The 17,816-nt window shown below is 55.0% G+C and carries 18 protein-coding genes; all 18 read right to left on the bottom strand.

Features of this window, described 5'->3' with window-relative positions; genetic code table 11:
• Positions 1 to 38: 38 nt before the first annotated feature.
• Complete coding sequence (locus CXIVA_RS02070) at positions 39 to 1,217, bottom strand: M20 family metallopeptidase (protein ID WP_013976354.1); 1,179 nt, start codon at positions 1,215 to 1,217, stop codon at positions 39 to 41.
• Positions 1,196 to 2,038, bottom strand: a complete 843-nt coding sequence (yqeB, locus tag CXIVA_RS02075) for a selenium-dependent molybdenum cofactor biosynthesis protein YqeB (RefSeq protein WP_013976355.1) — start codon at positions 2,036 to 2,038, stop codon at positions 1,196 to 1,198. The genes CXIVA_RS02070 and yqeB overlap by 22 nt, the downstream gene beginning before the upstream one ends.
• A 62-nt stretch (positions 2,039 to 2,100) precedes the next feature.
• Complete coding sequence (locus CXIVA_RS02080) at positions 2,101 to 2,337, bottom strand: DUF3343 domain-containing protein (RefSeq protein ID WP_013976356.1); 237 nt, start codon at positions 2,335 to 2,337, stop codon at positions 2,101 to 2,103.
• 14 nt (positions 2,338 to 2,351) lie between these two features.
• On the bottom strand, positions 2,352 to 2,972 hold the full coding sequence (yedF, locus tag CXIVA_RS02085) for a sulfurtransferase-like selenium metabolism protein YedF (RefSeq protein WP_013976357.1): 621 nt from the start codon (positions 2,970 to 2,972) through the stop codon (positions 2,352 to 2,354).
• 51 nt (positions 2,973 to 3,023) lie between these two features.
• Entirely contained in the window at positions 3,024 to 4,052 is a 1,029-nt protein-coding gene (selD, locus tag CXIVA_RS02090; protein ID WP_013976358.1) for a selenide, water dikinase SelD, read from the bottom strand.
• Entirely contained in the window at positions 4,024 to 6,336 is a 2,313-nt protein-coding gene (locus CXIVA_RS02095; protein ID WP_041728210.1) for a molybdopterin cofactor-binding domain-containing protein, read from the bottom strand. Before CXIVA_RS02095 ends, selD begins: the two co-directional genes overlap by 29 nt.
• Positions 6,337 to 6,448: 112 nt before the next feature.
• Positions 6,449 to 6,940, bottom strand: a complete 492-nt coding sequence (locus CXIVA_RS02100) for a (2Fe-2S)-binding protein (RefSeq protein ID WP_013976360.1) — start codon at positions 6,938 to 6,940, stop codon at positions 6,449 to 6,451.
• Positions 6,931 to 7,734, bottom strand: a complete 804-nt coding sequence (locus CXIVA_RS02105; protein WP_013976361.1) for an FAD binding domain-containing protein — start codon at positions 7,732 to 7,734, stop codon at positions 6,931 to 6,933. The genes CXIVA_RS02100 and CXIVA_RS02105 overlap by 10 nt, the downstream gene beginning before the upstream one ends.
• A 29-nt stretch (positions 7,735 to 7,763) precedes the next feature.
• The gene (locus tag CXIVA_RS02110; RefSeq protein ID WP_013976362.1) at positions 7,764 to 8,528 is read right to left on the bottom strand and encodes an acyl-CoA dehydratase activase; all 765 of its coding nucleotides are present in this window, start codon (positions 8,526 to 8,528) and stop codon (positions 7,764 to 7,766) included.
• Between the two features lie 20 nt (positions 8,529 to 8,548).
• Entirely contained in the window at positions 8,549 to 8,824 is a 276-nt protein-coding gene (locus CXIVA_RS02115) for a DUF3343 domain-containing protein (RefSeq protein ID WP_041728212.1), read from the bottom strand.
• 6 nt (positions 8,825 to 8,830) lie between these two features.
• Entirely contained in the window at positions 8,831 to 10,102 is a 1,272-nt protein-coding gene (locus CXIVA_RS02120) for a double-cubane-cluster-containing anaerobic reductase (RefSeq protein ID WP_013976364.1), read from the bottom strand.
• A 45-nt stretch (positions 10,103 to 10,147) separates the two neighbouring features.
• The gene (locus CXIVA_RS02125; protein ID WP_242822904.1) at positions 10,148 to 11,326 is read right to left on the bottom strand and encodes an aminotransferase class V-fold PLP-dependent enzyme; all 1,179 of its coding nucleotides are present in this window, start codon (positions 11,324 to 11,326) and stop codon (positions 10,148 to 10,150) included.
• A gap of 220 nt (positions 11,327 to 11,546) precedes the next feature.
• Positions 11,547 to 12,656, bottom strand: a complete 1,110-nt coding sequence (locus CXIVA_RS02130; protein ID WP_013976366.1) for a cation diffusion facilitator family transporter — start codon at positions 12,654 to 12,656, stop codon at positions 11,547 to 11,549.
• A 29-nt stretch (positions 12,657 to 12,685) separates the two neighbouring features.
• On the bottom strand, positions 12,686 to 13,627 hold the full coding sequence (locus CXIVA_RS02135) for an ROK family glucokinase (protein ID WP_013976367.1): 942 nt from the start codon (positions 13,625 to 13,627) through the stop codon (positions 12,686 to 12,688).
• Between the two features lie 111 nt (positions 13,628 to 13,738).
• On the bottom strand, positions 13,739 to 15,019 hold the full coding sequence (locus CXIVA_RS02140) for a Gfo/Idh/MocA family oxidoreductase (RefSeq protein WP_013976368.1): 1,281 nt from the start codon (positions 15,017 to 15,019) through the stop codon (positions 13,739 to 13,741).
• Positions 15,020 to 15,076: 57 nt separating this feature from the next.
• Positions 15,077 to 15,916, bottom strand: coding sequence for a sugar phosphate isomerase/epimerase (locus CXIVA_RS02145; protein WP_013976369.1), 840 nt, complete (start codon positions 15,914 to 15,916; stop codon positions 15,077 to 15,079).
• Positions 15,917 to 15,953: 37 nt separating this feature from the next.
• Positions 15,954 to 17,027, bottom strand: coding sequence for a Gfo/Idh/MocA family oxidoreductase (locus CXIVA_RS02150; protein WP_013976370.1), 1,074 nt, complete (start codon positions 17,025 to 17,027; stop codon positions 15,954 to 15,956).
• 338 nt (positions 17,028 to 17,365) lie between these two features.
• Positions 17,366 to 17,809 (bottom strand): DUF6379 domain-containing protein, encoded by a 444-nt coding sequence (locus CXIVA_RS02155; protein WP_013976372.1) that lies wholly within the window; start codon positions 17,807 to 17,809, stop codon positions 17,366 to 17,368.
• Positions 17,810 to 17,816: the final 7 nt, after the last annotated feature.

The raw sequence follows: 17,816 nt of genomic DNA on the forward strand, positions 1-17,816 counted from the left end.
GACCGGACGCAGTTTCTCCTGCTCCGCCGCGGTTCCTGCTACCGTTCTTCCAGTTCCAGCCACCCGAAAATCAGCTCCTGATATACCCGGAAACACCGTTCAATTTCTTCAATCCGGACATATTCATCCGGCTTATGTGCCTGGGCAAGACTGCCGGGGCCATAGGAAAGAGTATTCCTGTTATCCAGAATGCCTGCGATTACCGCGGTGTCCGTATAGCCCGGAAACGGCTGCATCGCCGGTTGCCGCCCGGTGGCCTTCTTTACTGCCGCTTTCAGCAGCTGCAGCATCCGTGCGTCTTCCCTGTGGGGAATCCACGGTCTGGCACCGGTTGGCCGGATACTGCAGGTCAGTTCCCTGCCGGTCTTTTCCGCCGCTTCTTCCGCTGCCTCCCGGAGAATACGCACCAGATCCTCCTGACCGGCGGGCGGCACCGCCCGGATGTCGATGGTAACGGTACACTCTGCCGGCACCTGATAGGGATGAATCCCGCCCCTGACTGTACCAAAGACTGCGGTTGTCCTGCCCAGGAACGCATCGGTTTCCAGTTTTTCAATTCGTTCCCGTATTCCGCAGATGGCATACGCCATACCGGCAATGGCGTCCGCTCCGTCCTGCGGGCGGCTGGCATGGGCTGCTTTGCCGTGAATCGTGTATTGGAACCAGTATCTGCCCTTGTGGGCCGTCTGAATCTCACCGTCTGTGGGTTCCGTATCCATCACCAGACTTTCCCGGCGCACCCAGCCCAGGCGAATCGCGGTTTCTGCCCCTTTCATATCGCCTTCTTCATCCATTGTGCCAATCAGCTTCAGGGTGCGTGCCGGTTTTTTCCCACTGTGCCGGATCTGCTGCGCCGCGGACAGAAACGCGGCCGTCGCGGCAGCCAGACCGGATTTCATATCGCAGGCTCCCCTGCCGTAGATACGCCCTGCTTCCTCCTCTGCGGCAAGGGGATCTTTCGTCCACCCGTCTGCTATGGGCACCGTATCCATATGACAGATCAGCACCAGTTCTTCCGGGCTTTCGCCTTCCAGCTCCGCCAGAAGCACCGGCCGCCCTTCTTCTGCCTCATGCAGCAGCAGTCTTCCGTTTTCCGGCAGCACCGGTTCGATCTGATGTTTCAGATATTCCGCCACCTGCTGCTCGCCGGCCCCCGGATTGGTACTCTCGATCTGAATCAGCTCTTTCGTCAGTTTCACTGCATCTTCTGTCTGCATTCCATTCTCCTTCTTTCTTCTTTGCAAACCAGTTCCAGCACGCTTCCCGCAATACAGCGGGCCTTGTCGGATATGGTAAAGCAGTTGCTCAGTTCCTCTTTTCTCGGGTCAATGTCCGCAATCTTGAATCCTCTGGTCACCGGATAGCCGTCCCGTATCATCCCGCGGACAATTCCTGTCAGGGAAGCCAGTACCGGCCGGTCCCCATGAGAAGTGCAAATCCGGGCAATCGATTCTCCCTGTTCCACCAGACTTCCGATTTTGCATCCGTCCCGAAGGATTCCCGCTTCCTCTGCGTGAATCACCCGTTCTTTTCCATAACCGCCGATGATTCCCGGGATTCCGGTATCCGGAATCGCGCTTCCTTCCCGTATGATCCGTCCCAGATTGTGTCCGCGTTTCGTTTCAATGACTGCGTGCACATCCACTCCGGCCGTAAATCCGGGCCCCAGGCCGATCACCAGGTCTGCCAGATCGATGCTGGTTCCGAGATTGCGTTTTGCCAGGATTGCGTCCACCACGGCCATATGGGGAACTTTGCGGATGCTTTCCCCCTCCGGATCCACCAGCAGGGGGATCATCCCCGCGGCTTCGGTATCGGCGATTTCTTCCAATGACGCAATCTTCCTGGCTGTCAGCCCCTCGACAGTCGCGGTTCCGTCATATACTGCCTCTGAAAAAGCCACCTGCCGCCGAATGGCAGCCGGCCGGCCGGTTTCCAGGACCAGCAGCGGAAACCCGGCGGAACACAGCCTGTGTATGGTCCCTGTGCTCAGATCTCCGGCTCCGCGGATAATAATTCTGTTTCCTGTTTCCATCATCTATCTGTCCTTTCCGTATATGCAAACCGGCGGAACAGAAAATCTGTTCCGCCGGTATCCGCTTATCCCCACATCTGAATCGTGTATACTCCCTGTATCTTCTGCTTCTGCAGCGCTGGTTTCCACTGCCGCGCCTCCTCCGGGGTCATACGCCAGCAGAGTCCGCACCCGGCCGCCACATCCCCCGGCAAAGGTATGATCCTGCCCGGTATGTTCTGCTGTCTGCAGAATTCCTCCATCGCAAGCGCGTCTTCGGTTGTTGCGAAGGTCATGATACAGTAATCTTTTTTCTGACGCACGCTGATTCACCGCCTTACGGCCGGATGACATCCGATGCCTGCATCATCTTTTCCACGATTTCATACATGTTTCCGATGGTGCCCACCTGCACCCGGTCCTTGATCTTGTAAAAGTCCGCGCAGGTGCCGCAGGTAATGATTTTCACACCGGCTGCCTCCATATTTTTCAGATCTTCCAGAGAGTCTGACCCTTCGCAGGTCAGATAGGCCCCGCCATTGTAACAGAGGATATATTCCGGCAGTTCTTCCTGCTGGCTCAGGGCAAAGAGGAAGGATTTCATCAGAATCTTTCCCAGTTCCTCCGAACCGCTTCCCATGGTGCCGGCTGAAATCGCCACCACGGTTCCTCCTGTTTTGCGGGTTACGTCACAGACTTCTTCTGCGGCCGGCGCTGTCTTCATGTCTGCCACCTGATCCTCTGTCAGCGTCATATGCACCCGGTAACGGGCAGCGCCCAGCTTGCTGGAATCCACGCCGTATCCTTTCTGCCGGGCCATTTTGGTCAGGTTCTGGACAGAAGTCTCATTATCCACAAAGATCTCCAGTTCTCCCGCTCCGTCCATCTCCCGGATGGCATTTTTTGTCTTGACAATGGGAACCGGGCACACATCACCCATGGAATCTACTTTGATCATTTCTTTTATTTCCTCCTGCATCTTTCTTGGTATATTTCAGTTTTTTCGGAATCAGCTGACCAGAATCTCCGGTTCTTCCCTTGCGGTCACTTCCCCCACTGCTGCCGCAGGGATTCCCTCCTGCCGCAGCGCGGCAGTCAGATCCCGGGCCTGCTCCGGCGGAAGGGCAAACAGCAGCCCGCCGGAAGTCTGGGGATCAAACAGAATCTCCTCCATGGCAAAGGGCGTATCGCGAAACTGCACATGCGCGCCCACGTAATTCCGGTTTTTCTGGCCGCCGCCGGTGATCAGGAACTGCTCCGCATAGGACAGCGCGCCCTCCAGCACCGGAATCTGATTCTGCCAGATCCTGCAGGAACAGCGGCCGTCCATCATTTCATGCAGATGTCCCAGGAATCCGAATCCGGTGACATCTGTGCAGCTGTGCACATCATACTGGCGGCTGATGACAGAGGCTGCCCGGTTTAACGTGCGCATCTGGTCTGTGGCCTGGTGAAAAGCCTCTTCCGACGCTTCTCCCACCCGGTGGGCCGCACAGACAATCCCTGCCCCCAGTTTTTTGGTAAATACCAGCAGATCCCCCGGCTGGCAGGCATTGTTTGAATAAATATGATCCGGATGTACGGTTCCCATCACCGACAGTCCGTAACGGATCCCCTGATCCATAATCGAGTGTCCTCCCGCCAGCGTGCCACCGGCTTCGATCACTTTTTCCGAACCGCCCCGCATGATCTCTCCCAGGATATTCAGATCCATCTCCTCCGGGAAACAGACGATATTTAAGGCGGTCTTCACTTCCCCGCCCATGGCAAAAATATCGCTTAAGGCATTGGCCGCCGCAATCTGTCCGAACAGGTGGGGATCCTCCACCATCGGCGGGAAAAAGTCCAGCGTCTGAATCACCGCCGTGTCCTCTGAAATCTGATACACGGCTCCGTCATCCCTGCTGTCGTATCCGATCAGCAGGTGACTGTCTTTCGGTCCCCGGGGCAGCTTCTCCAGCACATGGCTCAGAAGCCCTGCCCCCAGCTTGGCGGTGCAGCCGCCGCTTTCACAGAAAATGATCGGTTTTTGTTCCATCTGTTTTTCGCCCCCTCATGGCAATCTGTTCCGCTGTAATCGGAAGCTCATAAAACCGAACGCCGCAGGCCCTGGCCAGCGCATCCGCAATCGCCGGACCCGGCGTATTGATCACGACTTCTCCGATGGACTTGGCGCCGAAGGGTCCCGTGGGTTCATAGCTGCCGACGACAGCCACCTCTATGCTGCCGATATCCAGCCGGCTCGGAATCTTATACTGCATCAGCGAATTTTCTCTCGGCATTCCGCGTTCGTTGTAATTGATATCTTCGGTAAGGGCCATGCCGATTCCCTGAAGGATCCCTCCTTCTGCCTGCACGCGCACCAGGTTCTCATTCAGCGGCGTTCCGCAGTCTACGGCCGCGCAGTAACGCAGGACCCGGGCTTCCCCGGTAAGCAGGTCGGTTTCCACTTCCGCGGCTCCCACCATAAACGGCGGCGGGGACACGCTGGAACTGTGGGTTGCCGACGCCACCAGTTCGATATTGTTGTTGCACATGGAATGCGTGGCAATTTTCTCTAAAGTAATCGCGTCTTCTCCGCCATCCTTGCGGATGACTTCCCGTCCGTCAAAAATTACTTCGGAAGGATCGCAGTTCATCAGCTCCGCTCCCATCCGGCAGATCTGCTCCCGCATTTTCCAGGCGCATTTTTCCACAGCTTTTCCTGTCACATATGCCGTGCTGGACGCATAAGAGCCGGAGTCGTAGGGCGATACATCCGTATCCGCGCTGTATACTTCAATCTGTTCTACCGGGCATTTCAGGACCTCTGCCGCCACCTGGGCCATGGAAGTATCGCTGCCGGTACCCATATCTGCCGATCCAAGCACCAGAGAATAAAAACCGTCATCATTGATCTTCAGGGTGGCGCTTCCCACATCCACCGAAGAAATGCCGGATCCCTGCATCGCCATGGACATGCCGAGGGTACGCACTTTGCCGTTTCCCATATCACGGATCGGGAAATTTCTGTCCCAGTCAATCATCTCCCGGACTTTCTGCAGGCACCGGTCCAGTGTTCCGCTGCTTAGTTTTTCTCCGTAATAAGCCGGCATACAGTCGCCTACCTGCACCATATTCTGCTCCCGCAGGCGAATGGGATCCATGGACAGCTTTTCCGCCAGCTCATTGACTGCGGATTCCACGGCAAACAGTCCCTGGGTCGCCCCGTATCCGCGGTAGGCCCCTGCAGACATATGATTGGTATAGACCACGTCTGACACAAAGCGGAAGGCTTCCGCTTTTCCGTACAGGGGAATAGATTTGTGGCCGGACAGGCCCACGGTGGTAGGGCCGTGTTCTCCATAGGCGCCGCTGTTTGACAGGGTATACAGATCAATGCCCCGGATTCTGCCGTCTTTCATTGCGCCCAGACGGACATGCATCTCCATCTCATGCCGCGGGGAGGATGCCGTCTGTGCCTCTTTCCGGCTGAAAATGATTTTGCTTGGTTTTTTCGTCATCCAGGTGACAAAAGCAGGATAGACTTCTGACACTGCCGTCTGTTTCGCGCCGAAGCCTCCGCCGATCCGCGGTTTGCGTACCCGGATTTTGGATTTCGGGATATGCAGCGCATTGGCCACAATCCGTCTGACATGGAACACAATCTGCGTCGAGCTGACAATATCCAGTCTGCCATAGGTATCAATGGTGCAGAAGGTCTGAAACGTCTCCATCATGGTCTGCTGCACGGCTTTCGTGTGATATACATGGTCGATGACCACCTCACAGTCTGCCAGCACCTGTTCGATATCCCCTTCTCCGCAGGAATCGTGGGCCACCAGATTTCTTCTGTTGTCCGCGCCCACCGGACAGAGGCTTTCCCAGTTCTCCTCCGGATGCACCAGCACCGGGTTGTCCTTGGCGGTATGAAAATCAAGCACCGCATCCAGCACCTCGTACTCCACCCGGATCATGCGCAGGGCCTGATCGACGCAGCGGTCATCTCTGCCGGCCACAATAGCCACCGGATCTCCCGCATACCGCACATGCCGGTCAAGAATCAGCCGGTCATAGGGACTCGGCTCCGGATAAGTCTGTCCCGCCTGGGTAAAGCGCCGCCCGTTCTGGTCAATATCCTGCCAGGTATAAATCGCCTCGATGCCGATCACCTGCCGGGCCGCTTCCGCATCAATCTTTTTTACATAAGCATTCGCATGGGGGGAACGGAGCAGTTTGACGATCAGGCAGTCCTTCGGCGCGATGTCATCGGTGTATACCGGTTTTCCGGTCACCAGCTGCATCGCGTCTTTTTTCCGGACTGGTCTGGATACCACGGTCAGTTCCTGTTCCACCTGCCCCCTTACTTTTTCTCCGGCCTTTGCCCTTCGTTCTTCGGCATACGTTTCCTCTCCGGTGGATTCGATTCCCTGCAGAACGGTTCTCTCTGTATCTTTATCTTTCATTCCGCACTCCTCCGTCTGCCGTCTGGCGCCCGTGTTTCCAGTCAAGAAAGTTCCTTATGGCCCGCATCTGCCCTTCATAACCGCTGCAGCGGCACAGATTGCCCGCCAGATATTCCCGGATGGTCTCCTCATCAGGATCCGGATTTTCACGAAACAGCGCAATGGCATTCATGATCATTCCGGGATTGCAGAATCCGCACTGTTCCGCGCCCTGATCCGCCAAAAAGCTGCCGAATTCCGCTGCTTCTTCCTGAAGGCCTTCCAGAGTCGTCACTCTGCGGTCTGCCGCCCTGGCCGCCAGCACCGAGCAGGACAGTACCGGCTGATCATCCAGGAATACGGTGCACAGGCCGCAGTTCGAGGTATCGCAGCCCCGTTTCACACTGCGGCACCCCAGTTCCCGGACCAGATCAATCAGCAGGGTATCCGGCCGGGCTTCCGTCACAACCCGTTTGCCGTTGAGTATGAATTTCAGTTCCATGTTTCCGCTCCTTTCAGCTGCCGGATTGCTCTGCTGACCAGGACATTCACCAGATGGCTCCTGTATTCCGCGCTTCCCCGCAGGTTACTGCCGGTAGGGATCTTTTCCACGGCATACGCGGCAAATTTTTCCGCTGCCTCTTCCGCAAGCGGTTCTGACAGCATCCCTTCCGCATCCTCCAGCAGGACCGCATGCTGCGGTCTGGCGCCTACAGAAAACCGCCAGGCTCCCTCCGTACTCCGGAACGCGGCACAGGTAAGGACCGGAAAATCTGTGCGGGAACGGCGGACGGACTGGTAAACCATGCGGCCCTTCTCCTTTTTTACGATCAGGCGAATCAGGATGTCTCTGTCCTTGGGCAGATCAACATAATCCCTCAGGGCCACCCGTCCCCCTTTGTACAGTTCCACATAGGTATCCATTGCCAGAAACAGCGTCAGCACATCGGAAAACCCGTATCTTCCGTAAATACTGCCGCCCACGGTGGCAAGGTTTCTGAACTGCACGCCTACAATATCTTTGACCGCCTGACGGGCTGCGCCTCCGGTATAACGGTTCAGCCCTTCATGGATCTCCAGCTGCCGCAGCGTAACCATGCAGTCAATCTGAAATTCCTCCGCAGTCTCCCGAATCGTGTCCAGACGCAGTCCGGACAGGTCAATCGCGGTGTTGATGTTTCCCTGCTCCATCTTCGTCCAGAGCATTCCGCCGATCACCCGGCTGCTTTTCTTCTGATTCAGCTGCCAGGCTTCCTCCAGGCTGGAGGGTTTTTGGTAATTACGTATTCTGATCATTCTCCACGCTTTCATCCTACTAGCTTCGTTCACAGGTATCCTGCACTCAGCGCGGCCCCGATCGCTCCGGCGTATCTTCCGTCCGGACAGGCAGATATTTCTGTATGAAGCGCTTCTCCCAATGACCTTCTCAGATAGTCACAGGTACACAGCCCTCCGGTCAGACATACCATCCGGCCTTCCAGATCCGCTCTGCTGCATTGTGCCGCCACCTTGTTCACTATAGAATGTACCACACCATAGGCGATATTTGCACGTTTTTCTCCACGGCCAATCAGACTGATGACCTCCGATTCCGCAAAAACCGTACACAGGGAGCTGATCTCGGTGCCGGACCCTTCCGCGGCAATGGCACAGAGTTCTTCCGGACGGATGGCCATGGAGTTGGCCATTACTTCCAGAAAACGCCCGGTTCCGGCGGAACACTTGTCATTCATAATAAAATCCCGGACCATTCCCTCCTCCATGCAGATGACTTTCGTATCCTGGCCGCCGATATCGACAATCACCAGACGGTCTGTCTGAAACAGCCAGGACGCCCCCCGCCCGTGGCAGGTAATCTCTGTGATCTGCTTATCCGCGTAAGGCACGGAGATCCTTCCGTATCCGGTGGCTACGCAGGGGTTTTCTGACGGATCGTACCCTTTCCGCACCAGATCCTTCCGGATCGCTTCCGCAGTATCCGCACTGCTCCATCCCGTCGGCTGCAGCTGTCTGTAAATCAGATTTCCGGATGTGTCAAACACCACCGTCTTGGCACCGGAGGATCCAATATCGATTCCAATATAATACATTGCGCACATGCTCCGTTCCTCTAACAGAATCTGTCTCTTTTCGGGCGGATCTGGCAGGGCAGGGCAGCGATGGAGTGATACGCCGCCTGATGTCTGCTGATACATGCCCTGGCCCTCTCCACATCCTCCGGCTGCAGAAGCAGGGACATTCCGCAGCCGACTTCCTTCTGCAGCACCCGGGGCGCCGGCGAGATCCGCGCCGGAATCTTCTCCTCCCGAAGCAGATCATAAAGCGCCATCCCCTGGGTATAGGTTTCAAACAGAATATAATAATTAAGTTTCTCCTGCTGCTCCATGGACACTTATCCCAGCATCTCCACAAATGCCTCAATTCTGGTACGCAGCTGCTCCGTATCTGCGTCTGTGTAATCGGTCTCAATTCCAAGCACCGGGATTCCCGCCTGCTTCAGGGCCCGTTCCACAAAATATCCTTCTGTGTCATAGGTTTCGCAGAATTTCAGATTGACGTCAATGACACCGTCCACCTGATATTCCCGGGCCAGCCGCAGAATATCGTCAATTCTTCCCTGATTCGGCGTAAAGCACGCGCAGTTGATATGAAGATACCGCTCAGCCAGTGCGCGGTACTGCTCTTCCAGCGTTTTTCCGGATTCGTCGGTCAGATGTTCAATATAACGGGTGCCGGTGCAGGATTCCTCACAGACCACTGCCGCGCCGCTGGTTTCAATCAGATGGTGGATCTTCCAGTTCGGGATTGCCATAGGTGTTCCGGAGAGCAGAATCCGACGGGTTCCTTTCGGGAATACGGAAATGCCGTCTCTGTTGCGCTGTTCCAGTTCATCCGCCAGCCGATTCGCCATTTCCGCGCATCGTACCGGGTCATCAAAATACGCAATCTGCATGATCAGCAGCGCGTCCTTGCCGCTGATGGGAATATTTGCGGACTTTCTCGCTTCATAAATACGCAGCAGGGCTTTCCGTTTCTCATTGACGATGTGGATGGCTTCGCCTAACTTCTCCGGTGTCACTGCCTGTCCGGTCAGTTCCTGGGCTTTCTCCGCAAGAATGCGGATCTCATCGGTCCAGCGGTCATAATCCTGCGGCCGCTTCATCTGCGGCAGGTCCATCACGTGAAGCGGCACGTCCTCGGCCAGGATTTCATAGGCCTTCTTCTTGCCGTCACAGGTGGTTTCCCCGATATACATATCCGCGATCCGGAAAAAGGGACAGGTCCGTTCCAGTCTGGCTCCCACCGAGGCCTTGATCAGCGGGCAGGTGTTTTTCGGGAGCACTTTCTCTCCGCCCTGCACCCAGAACTGGGAGCCGCCGCACAGTCCGGTCACAATTCCTCCGGCTGCGATCAGCACTTCGTCCGGCACATAAGTGCAGAAAGTGCCAAACACCTTTTTCCCCTGTTTCTGCGCTTCGATTAACTCTCCCGGGCGGATCCCGTGAATATCCGCCACCACCATATCCCAGAAAGCCATGCCTTCCGGCCGGTTCTCCTGTGAAAGAAATACATCCCCAAAGGCCTGGGGCAGCACTTCGCACAGGGCGTCATGCTTCTCCAGATCCATTCCCAGGTCTTCCCACATCTGTCTGTAATCTGCCATTGTTCCTTCTCCTCTTTCTCTGCTCTGCCGCAGTATTTCATGCAATTAATGTATGGGTTCCATCGTCAGCTCCCGCAGCGCATCCACTGCCGCGTCCGCTTCCTCCGGTGTATTCATATAGGAAAAACTGAACCGCACCGCGCCCTGGGCAGCCGTCCCCAGCGCCTCATGCATCAGCGGCGCGCAGTGCCCGCCGGCCCGGGTGCAGATTCCGTAATCGGTGTTCAGTACATCGCTGACTTCCGCCGAACTCCAGTCCCGAAGATTCAGCGCCACGATGGCGCAGCGTTCCTCTGCCTGAAAATCCCCGTAGATCCGGATCCCCGGCAGTTCCTTCACGCCGTCGTAAAAACGGCGCATCAGCGCCTGTTCCTTCCGGTGTATGGCGGCAAGCCCCACGGTGTTCAGATAGTCAATCGCCGCATCCAGTCCGGCAATCCCGTGCCCGTTCAGCGTCCCTGCTTCCAGCGCCGCCGGCATTTCCTTCGGATGGCTGCGGTGATAGGTCTGTATGCCGCTTCCTCCCGTCTTCAGCGGACGGATGGTCAGTCCTTTCCGGACACAGATTCCTCCGGTCCCCTGGGGGCCCATCATCCCCTTATGCCCGGTAAAACACAGTACATCAATCTGCATCTTCTGCATGTCAATGGGAAATACGCCTGCCGTCTGCGACACATCCGCCACGAACAGAAGTCCGTGTTTGCGGGCGATCCGGCCCAGGCGTTCCAGATCCACCAGGTTGCCCGTCAGATTGGATCCGTGGGTGCTGACAATCATCCGGGTATTCGGGCGGACGGCAGCCGCAAAGCTGTCATAATCCAGGGTCCCGTCTGTCCTGCAGGGCAGAATCGTCAGCTCCACGCCCCGGTCCTCCAGTTCATACAACGGACGCAGCACGGAATTGTGTTCCAGCACGGAGGTAATCACATGATCCCCCGGATTCAGAATCCCCTTCAGCGCAATATTCAGCGCTTCGGTGGAATTGCAGGTAAACGCCACCTGCGACGGTCCCTCCGCGTGAAAGAAATCTGAAACCTTTTTTCTGGTATCAAACACGGTACGCGCCGCCCCGAGAGAAGCCCCGTGCACACCCCTGCCGGCGTTTCCGATGGTCTGCATCGCTGTCAGCACCGCGTCCAGCACCTGTTTCGGTTTTTTTAATGTAGTAGCCGCATTGTCCAGATAGATCATATGGGCCTCCGTATTCAAAATTTTATTTATCATAACAAACTTTTTGTCATGTAAATAATAGCATACTCCGGATCGTCTGAACAGATAAAAATCTAACAGTTTTTTACAGAAAATTTCGTGGAAATGACTGTTACGAAGCAAAAAAAGAACCGGCAGATCCCCCTCTGCCGTCAGCTGCCTGACAGCAGAAAGAACCCACCGGTTCCTGTCTGCGGAAAATCGAGTGCCGAATCCGGAAGACCCCTTCTGTCTTCTAAAGCTCGATATCCATCGTGATATGAAAATCATACTGCGGGAAAGTCCTGCGGATCTCATCCGACACCTGGTCAAACAGGCCTTCCCTGTCTTTTTCATCAAAACTGATTACCAGGTCCAGCGAGGCATACCCGCTCTCCTGGTTTAAATAAAACCCATGCATTCCCGTCACATGCGGATGGGTCAGGGCCAGCGCGGCCACCTGCTTCCGCAGCCGGCTCACCTGATTGTCCCCGGTATTCATGGAATAAATTCCGATACCGGTCAGAATCACCCGATGCTCCCGGTACACCTTTCTGGCAATTTTGCGCTGCAGCATATCCAGCCGGTCAGCCGTGCAGGTATCCGGCACTTCGATATGCACGGAGCCCAGCATCCGGTCCGGCCCGTAATCATGAAGATGCAGATCGTACACCCCAAGCACCCCGTCAAAGCTGCGGACCGTTGTCTTGATTTTGCCTGCCAGTTCCCCGGAGACTTTCTGGCCGAGAATCTCGCTTAACGCGCTGCGAAGCAGATGTACGCCTTCAATCAGAATAAAGATTCCGATGATTCCGCTGGCAAAGGCCTCCAGATGCAGGCCGGTCAGAATATTCACCACCGCCGCCGCGAGGGTCAGAACAGAGATCAGCGCATGGTGAATGGCCTCCGCGCCGGAGGCATGCAGTGCCTTGGACTGTACCGGTTCTGCCTTCTTTTTTGTGTACACACCGTAAAGGATCTTCACAAGAATGGACACAATTACTACCGTCAGGGTAACGCCGGAGTAATGGGTCGCGTGGGGAGACAGAAAAGCCTCTGCCGTCTCCCGCATGGCTTCCACACCTGCATACAGCACAATCAGCGCGATGGCCAGAGTCACCATATATTCCATACGCCCGTATCCGTAGGGGTGTTTTCTGTTCGGACGCTTTTCCGAAAAAACAGTGCCCGTAATAATTACCCCGGAAGCCAGCGCATCCGTAAAATTGCTTACCGCATCCGTCAGTACGGCTGCCGAACCGGAAATCAGTCCGAATACAATCTTGAACAGACCCAGCAGCACGTTTGCCAGTACGCCCCCTGCGCTGGTGCGCAGAATAATTCGATTCCTTTCTTTTCTATGCATGGTTTGCTATCCGTCCTGTGTCTTTCCGCTTAATCCAGTACCATTTTCACCGCGCCGTACATGCCCGCGTCATTGCCCAGTGTGGCCAGGGCAAATTCCGCATCCGCGGAAGCGTGGAAGGCATACTTGCGGTAGTGGCGCTGAATCGTTTCAATCAGAATATCCCCTGCCTTGGAAACACCGCCGCCGATGACAAAAATCTCCGGATCGAACACACAGGCAATCAGACTGCAGGCATTTCCCAGCTCCTCACCGATAAATTCCACGATTTCCAGAGACAGTTCATCTCCTTTTTTCGCGCAGTCAAACACCTCTTTCGCGGAAAGATAGGACACATTCCGCAGCATGGACGGGCGGTCGCTCTGCACCAGCATCTCCTGGGCCTTCCGCGCAATGCCGGTGGCGGACGCGTACTGCTCCAGATGGCCGTGCTTGCCGCATCCGCACACCAGCGTTTCCTCCCGGTTCACACGCATATGCCCGATCTCTCCGGCTGCTCCGAACCGTCCGGAAATAATCTTTCCGTCATGCACAATGCCGCCGCCGATTCCCGTACCAAGGGTCAGCATCACCAGATCTTTGTGATTCTTTCCGCCTCCCTGCCACATTTCACCCAGGGTTGCCGCATTTGCGTCGTTCGTGACCTTTACTTTGGCGATTCCGGTCAGCTCCGCGGTCTTTTCCGCCACATCCAGAACACCCCAGCCGAGATTGGCGCATTTGTTCACAATCCGTTCCTCCAGTACCGGCCCCGGCACATCAATGCCGATGCCTTCGATCTCGGTCTTTGAAATATTTTTTTCTTTCAGTTTTTCATCAATGGACCCTGCGATATCTCCCAGGATCAGCCGCCCGCCGTCCTCTGTACGGGTCGGAATCTCCCAGCTGTCCTCCATTCTGCCCTCGGTCAGAAACAGGCCGATTTTTACAGTTGTGCCGCCGATGTCCACGCCAAACGCATACTTTTTCATATTCGATTTCTCCCTTCTGCATCCATCCTGTGCCGGAACCCAATGGAAATACCGGAAAAGGCGGCCGGATCAACCGGCCGCCTGCCAAATGCATGTTATTGTATCTGCTGTTTACTCTGGTTTGTATTCATCAAAATCATACGCAATCACTCCGAAGGGGGTCTCCTGCTCACGAAGCGCAATGGATTTGGACATTGCTTTGATCTCATCCGCGCTTACGCTGCGTCCCAGCTCGCTGGAAAGAACCACACCTTCCGACAGGAAAGCCGTCTGCATCGCAATGTACGGGGAATCAATTCTGGTCTCATCGGTCAGCTCGCCGCGCAGGTAGGAGTACCACTGCAGCTGGTTGTCATTGTATTTTTCCATTTCCGGATTCAGGGCAAGCTCCTGCATACCGGTGATATCGCCGATCGCGCAGTCTAACTTGTTGTCAAACAGCACGCCGTCTGCATCTACGCCGAACCACTCCAGCTTCGGGTTCTGCAGCGCGCCGCCGCCGATGATGGAGCCGCCGTCCGGAACCGCCAGCGGACCGCCTGTGGTGTCCACGTCGGTGAATTTAAGTCCGCCCAGGGAACCGGCAATGAAGCTGCTGCCGATCTCATCCATGTGCATTGCCCAGTCTTCGTAGATATCCATGGAAATGCCGCCTTTGAAGCGTGCCATGCCGACGCCCAGGTCCTCGATCGGGGTGTGGCAGTTCACTGCGTCATCAATGCGCCGGTCTCTCCAGTAAGAGCAGCTCTGCACGCCGTATACGCTCTCCAGCTCCGGCATCCCCAGCACATAAAGCATCTGTGCCAGATGGTAAATGCCCAGGTCAAACAGGGGACCGTGCACACCAATCCGCGGATCGATAAAGTCATGGCTGAAGAAGGGCATATCATAGCCCGGACGGCCCTGACGTCTGTGCCCCACACTTCTCACATGGTAGATGTCTCCCAGTTTGCCTTCCGCGATCATCTTTTTCGCGATACGGGTCTGGGGATTGTAGATGGAGCTGATCTGTACCGCCAGCTTCTGGCCGTATTTCTCCTGTGCGTCATAGAGGATCTTTGCGTCTGCGTAGCTTGCGGCCATGGGCTTCTCTGAATAGCAGGGATAGCCTGCAGCCATTACAGCAGTGGCAACTGAAGTATGCAGGTTGTTGTGTACGCATACCTCTACCTCGTCGATGTCGTCCCGTTTCAGCATCTCACGGAAATCTGTATAAAGTCTGTCTTCGGCAAGGCCGTACTTCTGTCCGAAGGCCTCTACACGTTCTTTTACAATATCGCAAGCCGCTACGACTGTCAAGTTCTGGCCTCTTTTTTTCAGGTTATTGATTACGGTCATATGACGCTCGGAAATCATTCCGGTTCCGATAATGGCAATTCTTATTTCTTTCATACTGTTTCCTTTCTTGCTGTTCTGCACATCCCTCTGCGGGCACTGTATTTTTCTCTGTTACCAGCCCAGGATCTTCAGGTATTCCCGGCTTCTTCTCGCGCACTCCAGCGGATCTGTCTCGTAGTGTTCATCCTGTTCCACTACCGCCCACCGGGTGTTTGCCTCCAGTGCGGCATCCAGAATCGGTTCCCAGATCATCTGTCCGAAGCCTACCGGACGGAACCCGAAGTATCCGGTATCTTCCTCCGACTCCTCTTCTTCGATGCCGATCAGTTTATACATATTTTTTACTTCACCCTGTTTGATGTAATCCTTCAGGTGGATCACCGGCAGACGGTCCGTGTATTTCTTTACAAAATCTGTTACCGCGCCCGTAGCCACATCACACCAGCAGGTGTCCAGTTCGCTCATCAGATGGTCGTGGGGAATGGCTTCAAACATGGCATCATAGCCCCATCTGCCGTCCGGCAGTCTGACGAACTCAAAGTCGTGGTTGTGATACAGGAAGGTCATGCCCGCCTGATGGATCTTCTCGCCCACCTGATTCAGCAGCGGGAGAAATTTTTCAAACCCTTCCGGATTCACCGGACGGTACTCCTCTGCCATATACGGCATTACCAGGTATTTCACACCGATTTCCGAATAATCCGCAATGACCTGATCCAGATCTTCCATCATCTCCGCAAATGCCACATGGGCGGAGATCGGTGTCAGTCCCACCTCATCCAGGATCTGTTTTGCCTCGGCGGGTTTGAGACCGTACAGTCCGGCCAGTTCCACGCCGTCATATCCCATATCTTTGATCTGCTGCATCACGGTCCGGAAATTTTCCGGATGGTCTTCCAGAAGATCTCTCAGGCCGTATACCTGTATGGCAATCGGAAGTTTCTTGCTCATTTCTGTTTTCCTCTCTTTCCTGCGTCAGTCGCCAGTCTTATTCAAAATCAATGGATTTGCCGGTGCGTCCGGATTCTCTGACCGCATCCATCAGCCGAAGTACGCGGCGTACCTGCGGAATTGTCACAAAAGGCTCTTCTTCCCCGTGCCAGGAACGGATGTAGTGATCGAAGAAGTCCCTGTGGCCGGTATGCACTTCCGGCAGCGCCTCCGTTACAATCGTGCCTTCCGGCGCCGGTCCGAAGGATCTGGTGGGGCCTGCGGCCGTCATGGTCCGCTTGCCGCCCACGTTGGTCAGCAGATGGGTGGTACGTACGATCTTTCCTTCCGGGAAGAAGCCGTCCACATACGCGGTTCCTTTGTTTCCTGCCACAAACCAGTGCCGCTCAAACCACTTGTCCGCGGTCTTGTCCGCCAGATAATACGTACCCAGCTCTACGGTAGCGGTTACGCCGTTGTCAAACCGCAGCATGATCTGGAAGTAATCATCCACTTCTTTATTGATGACATTGCGGATGTCCGCAAATACGGATTTCAGTTTTGCTCCCGGGAACATCCAGCAGACCTGATCCAGCAGATGCACGCCCCAGTCATACAGCATGCCGCCGCCTTCGCTGACAAAGACATGCCAGTCATGCATATTGCCGTTAAAGCCGTACAGCAAATTCTTAATGGCATATACATCACCCAGTGTGCCGGAATCACAGACTTCCTTCGCGGTGCGGAAATCCGGGTCAAACCGTCTCTGCTGATGCACGGTGAATTTCACGCCGTTTTTCTTTACCGCCTCCTCCATCTCATCCAGCTCTTTTAAGCTCATTGCCACCGGCTTCTCGCAGATAATGTCTTTGTGGGCCTCTGCTGCCTGAATGACCAGATCGTGATGCTGATTGTTGTTTGCCGCAATCAGAACCACGTCTACTTCCGGATCCGCCAGCAGTTCCTCATTGCTGCTGTAACGCTTCAGACCCTCTTTCACATCCTCCAGCTGCTCCGGATCCCGGTCCGAGAATCCCACCAGCCGGATTCCCGGAAAGTCAGAAAGCATTTTCTCATGCTCATGTCCCATAAATCCGTGTCCGATAATTGCAATTCTGATATCCTGTGCCATGTTTTCCTCCTGTATCACGTTCTGTATTTTCCAGCGCTTCTTCTGTCTCTATGCAATGTCAGTATCCGGGGATCTGTCGCGTTTCCCCTGTTTCTTTCTGTGTATATCCTACCAATTCCGGCGCCTGCCCTTCTATTCCGGTTTTTACAATTACCTGTCATTCTTTGCACGCTCAGAATTCCGCTTTTTTTCAGGTGCAACATTTGATCCATTTTCGTTGCATCCTCCTGCCGTTCCGGGTCAATCCCTCTTCTCCGAACCGCAAAATGCCGTTCCGGAACATTCAGTTCTTCCGGAACGGCATACCGCGCAACACCTGTATTCAGTTTTTCTGCGGATTACACAATCAGCAGCCGTCTCTCATTCACATGATGGCCGAACTCCGGCAGGAATACCATGTTTTCCTTATCCGGATCCAGATGTGCCTGAATGATCGGAGGCATATAGGAGGAAGTAAAGCAGAATCCGTATTTTAAGTCATGATAGCCCTGGGCGAGTCCGCCTTCCTTCTTCACTTTCAGCACGGCCGGTTTGGTCACGGACCAGTGTACCTGATAATTGGTCTTCATCTCTTCGTTGGTATATTCTTCCCCGTCAATGACCCAGGTGATGGAATCTTTTTCAATTCTCTCCCCGTCCACAAACAGGGTGCCCGGACGAATCTGTGAAAGGAAAATTCCCCGATAATACGGCAGTCTTACCTTAAACTGAAAGCCTGTCACATTTCCTTCCACATCTTTTGTATTTCTGAAGCCTACCGACTGAATTACCTGTTTTTCCATACAATCG

It is taken from the genome of Clostridium sp. SY8519, assembly GCF_000270305.1.
GTDB lineage: Bacteria > Bacillota > Clostridia > Lachnospirales > Lachnospiraceae > SY8519.

Bases quoted from the DNA above. Each gene is read 5' to 3' on its own strand.
- CXIVA_RS02070 (WP_013976354.1), bottom strand. From the start codon at position 1,217: ATGCAGACAGAAGATGCAGTGAAACTGACGAAAGAGCTGATTCAGATC.
- yqeB (WP_013976355.1), bottom strand. From the start codon at position 2,038: ATGATGGAAACAGGAAACAGAATTATTATCCGCGGAGCCGGAGATCTG.
- yedF (WP_013976357.1), bottom strand. From the start codon at position 2,972: ATGATCAAAGTAGATTCCATGGGTGATGTGTGCCCGGTTCCCATTGTC.
- selD (WP_013976358.1), bottom strand. From the start codon at position 4,052: ATGGAACAAAAACCGATCATTTTCTGTGAAAGCGGCGGCTGCACCGCC.
- CXIVA_RS02100 (WP_013976360.1), bottom strand. From the start codon at position 6,940: ATGGAACTGAAATTCATACTCAACGGCAAACGGGTTGTGACGGAAGCC.
- CXIVA_RS02105 (WP_013976361.1), bottom strand. From the start codon at position 7,734: ATGATCAGAATACGTAATTACCAAAAACCCTCCAGCCTGGAGGAAGCC.
- CXIVA_RS02110 (WP_013976362.1), bottom strand. From the start codon at position 8,528: ATGTATTATATTGGAATCGATATTGGATCCTCCGGTGCCAAGACGGTG.
- CXIVA_RS02115 (WP_041728212.1), bottom strand. From the start codon at position 8,824: ATGGAGCAGCAGGAGAAACTTAATTATTATATTCTGTTTGAAACCTAT.
- CXIVA_RS02120 (WP_013976364.1), bottom strand. From the start codon at position 10,102: ATGGCAGATTACAGACAGATGTGGGAAGACCTGGGAATGGATCTGGAG.
- CXIVA_RS02125 (WP_242822904.1), bottom strand. From the start codon at position 11,326: ATGATAAATAAAATTTTGAATACGGAGGCCCATATGATCTATCTGGAC.
- CXIVA_RS02130 (WP_013976366.1), bottom strand. From the start codon at position 12,656: ATGCATAGAAAAGAAAGGAATCGAATTATTCTGCGCACCAGCGCAGGG.
- CXIVA_RS02135 (WP_013976367.1), bottom strand. From the start codon at position 13,627: ATGAAAAAGTATGCGTTTGGCGTGGACATCGGCGGCACAACTGTAAAA.
- CXIVA_RS02140 (WP_013976368.1), bottom strand. From the start codon at position 15,019: ATGAAAGAAATAAGAATTGCCATTATCGGAACCGGAATGATTTCCGAG.
- CXIVA_RS02145 (WP_013976369.1), bottom strand. From the start codon at position 15,916: ATGAGCAAGAAACTTCCGATTGCCATACAGGTATACGGCCTGAGAGAT.
- CXIVA_RS02150 (WP_013976370.1), bottom strand. From the start codon at position 17,027: ATGGCACAGGATATCAGAATTGCAATTATCGGACACGGATTTATGGGA.
- CXIVA_RS02155 (WP_013976372.1), bottom strand. From the start codon at position 17,809: ATGGAAAAACAGGTAATTCAGTCGGTAGGCTTCAGAAATACAAAAGAT.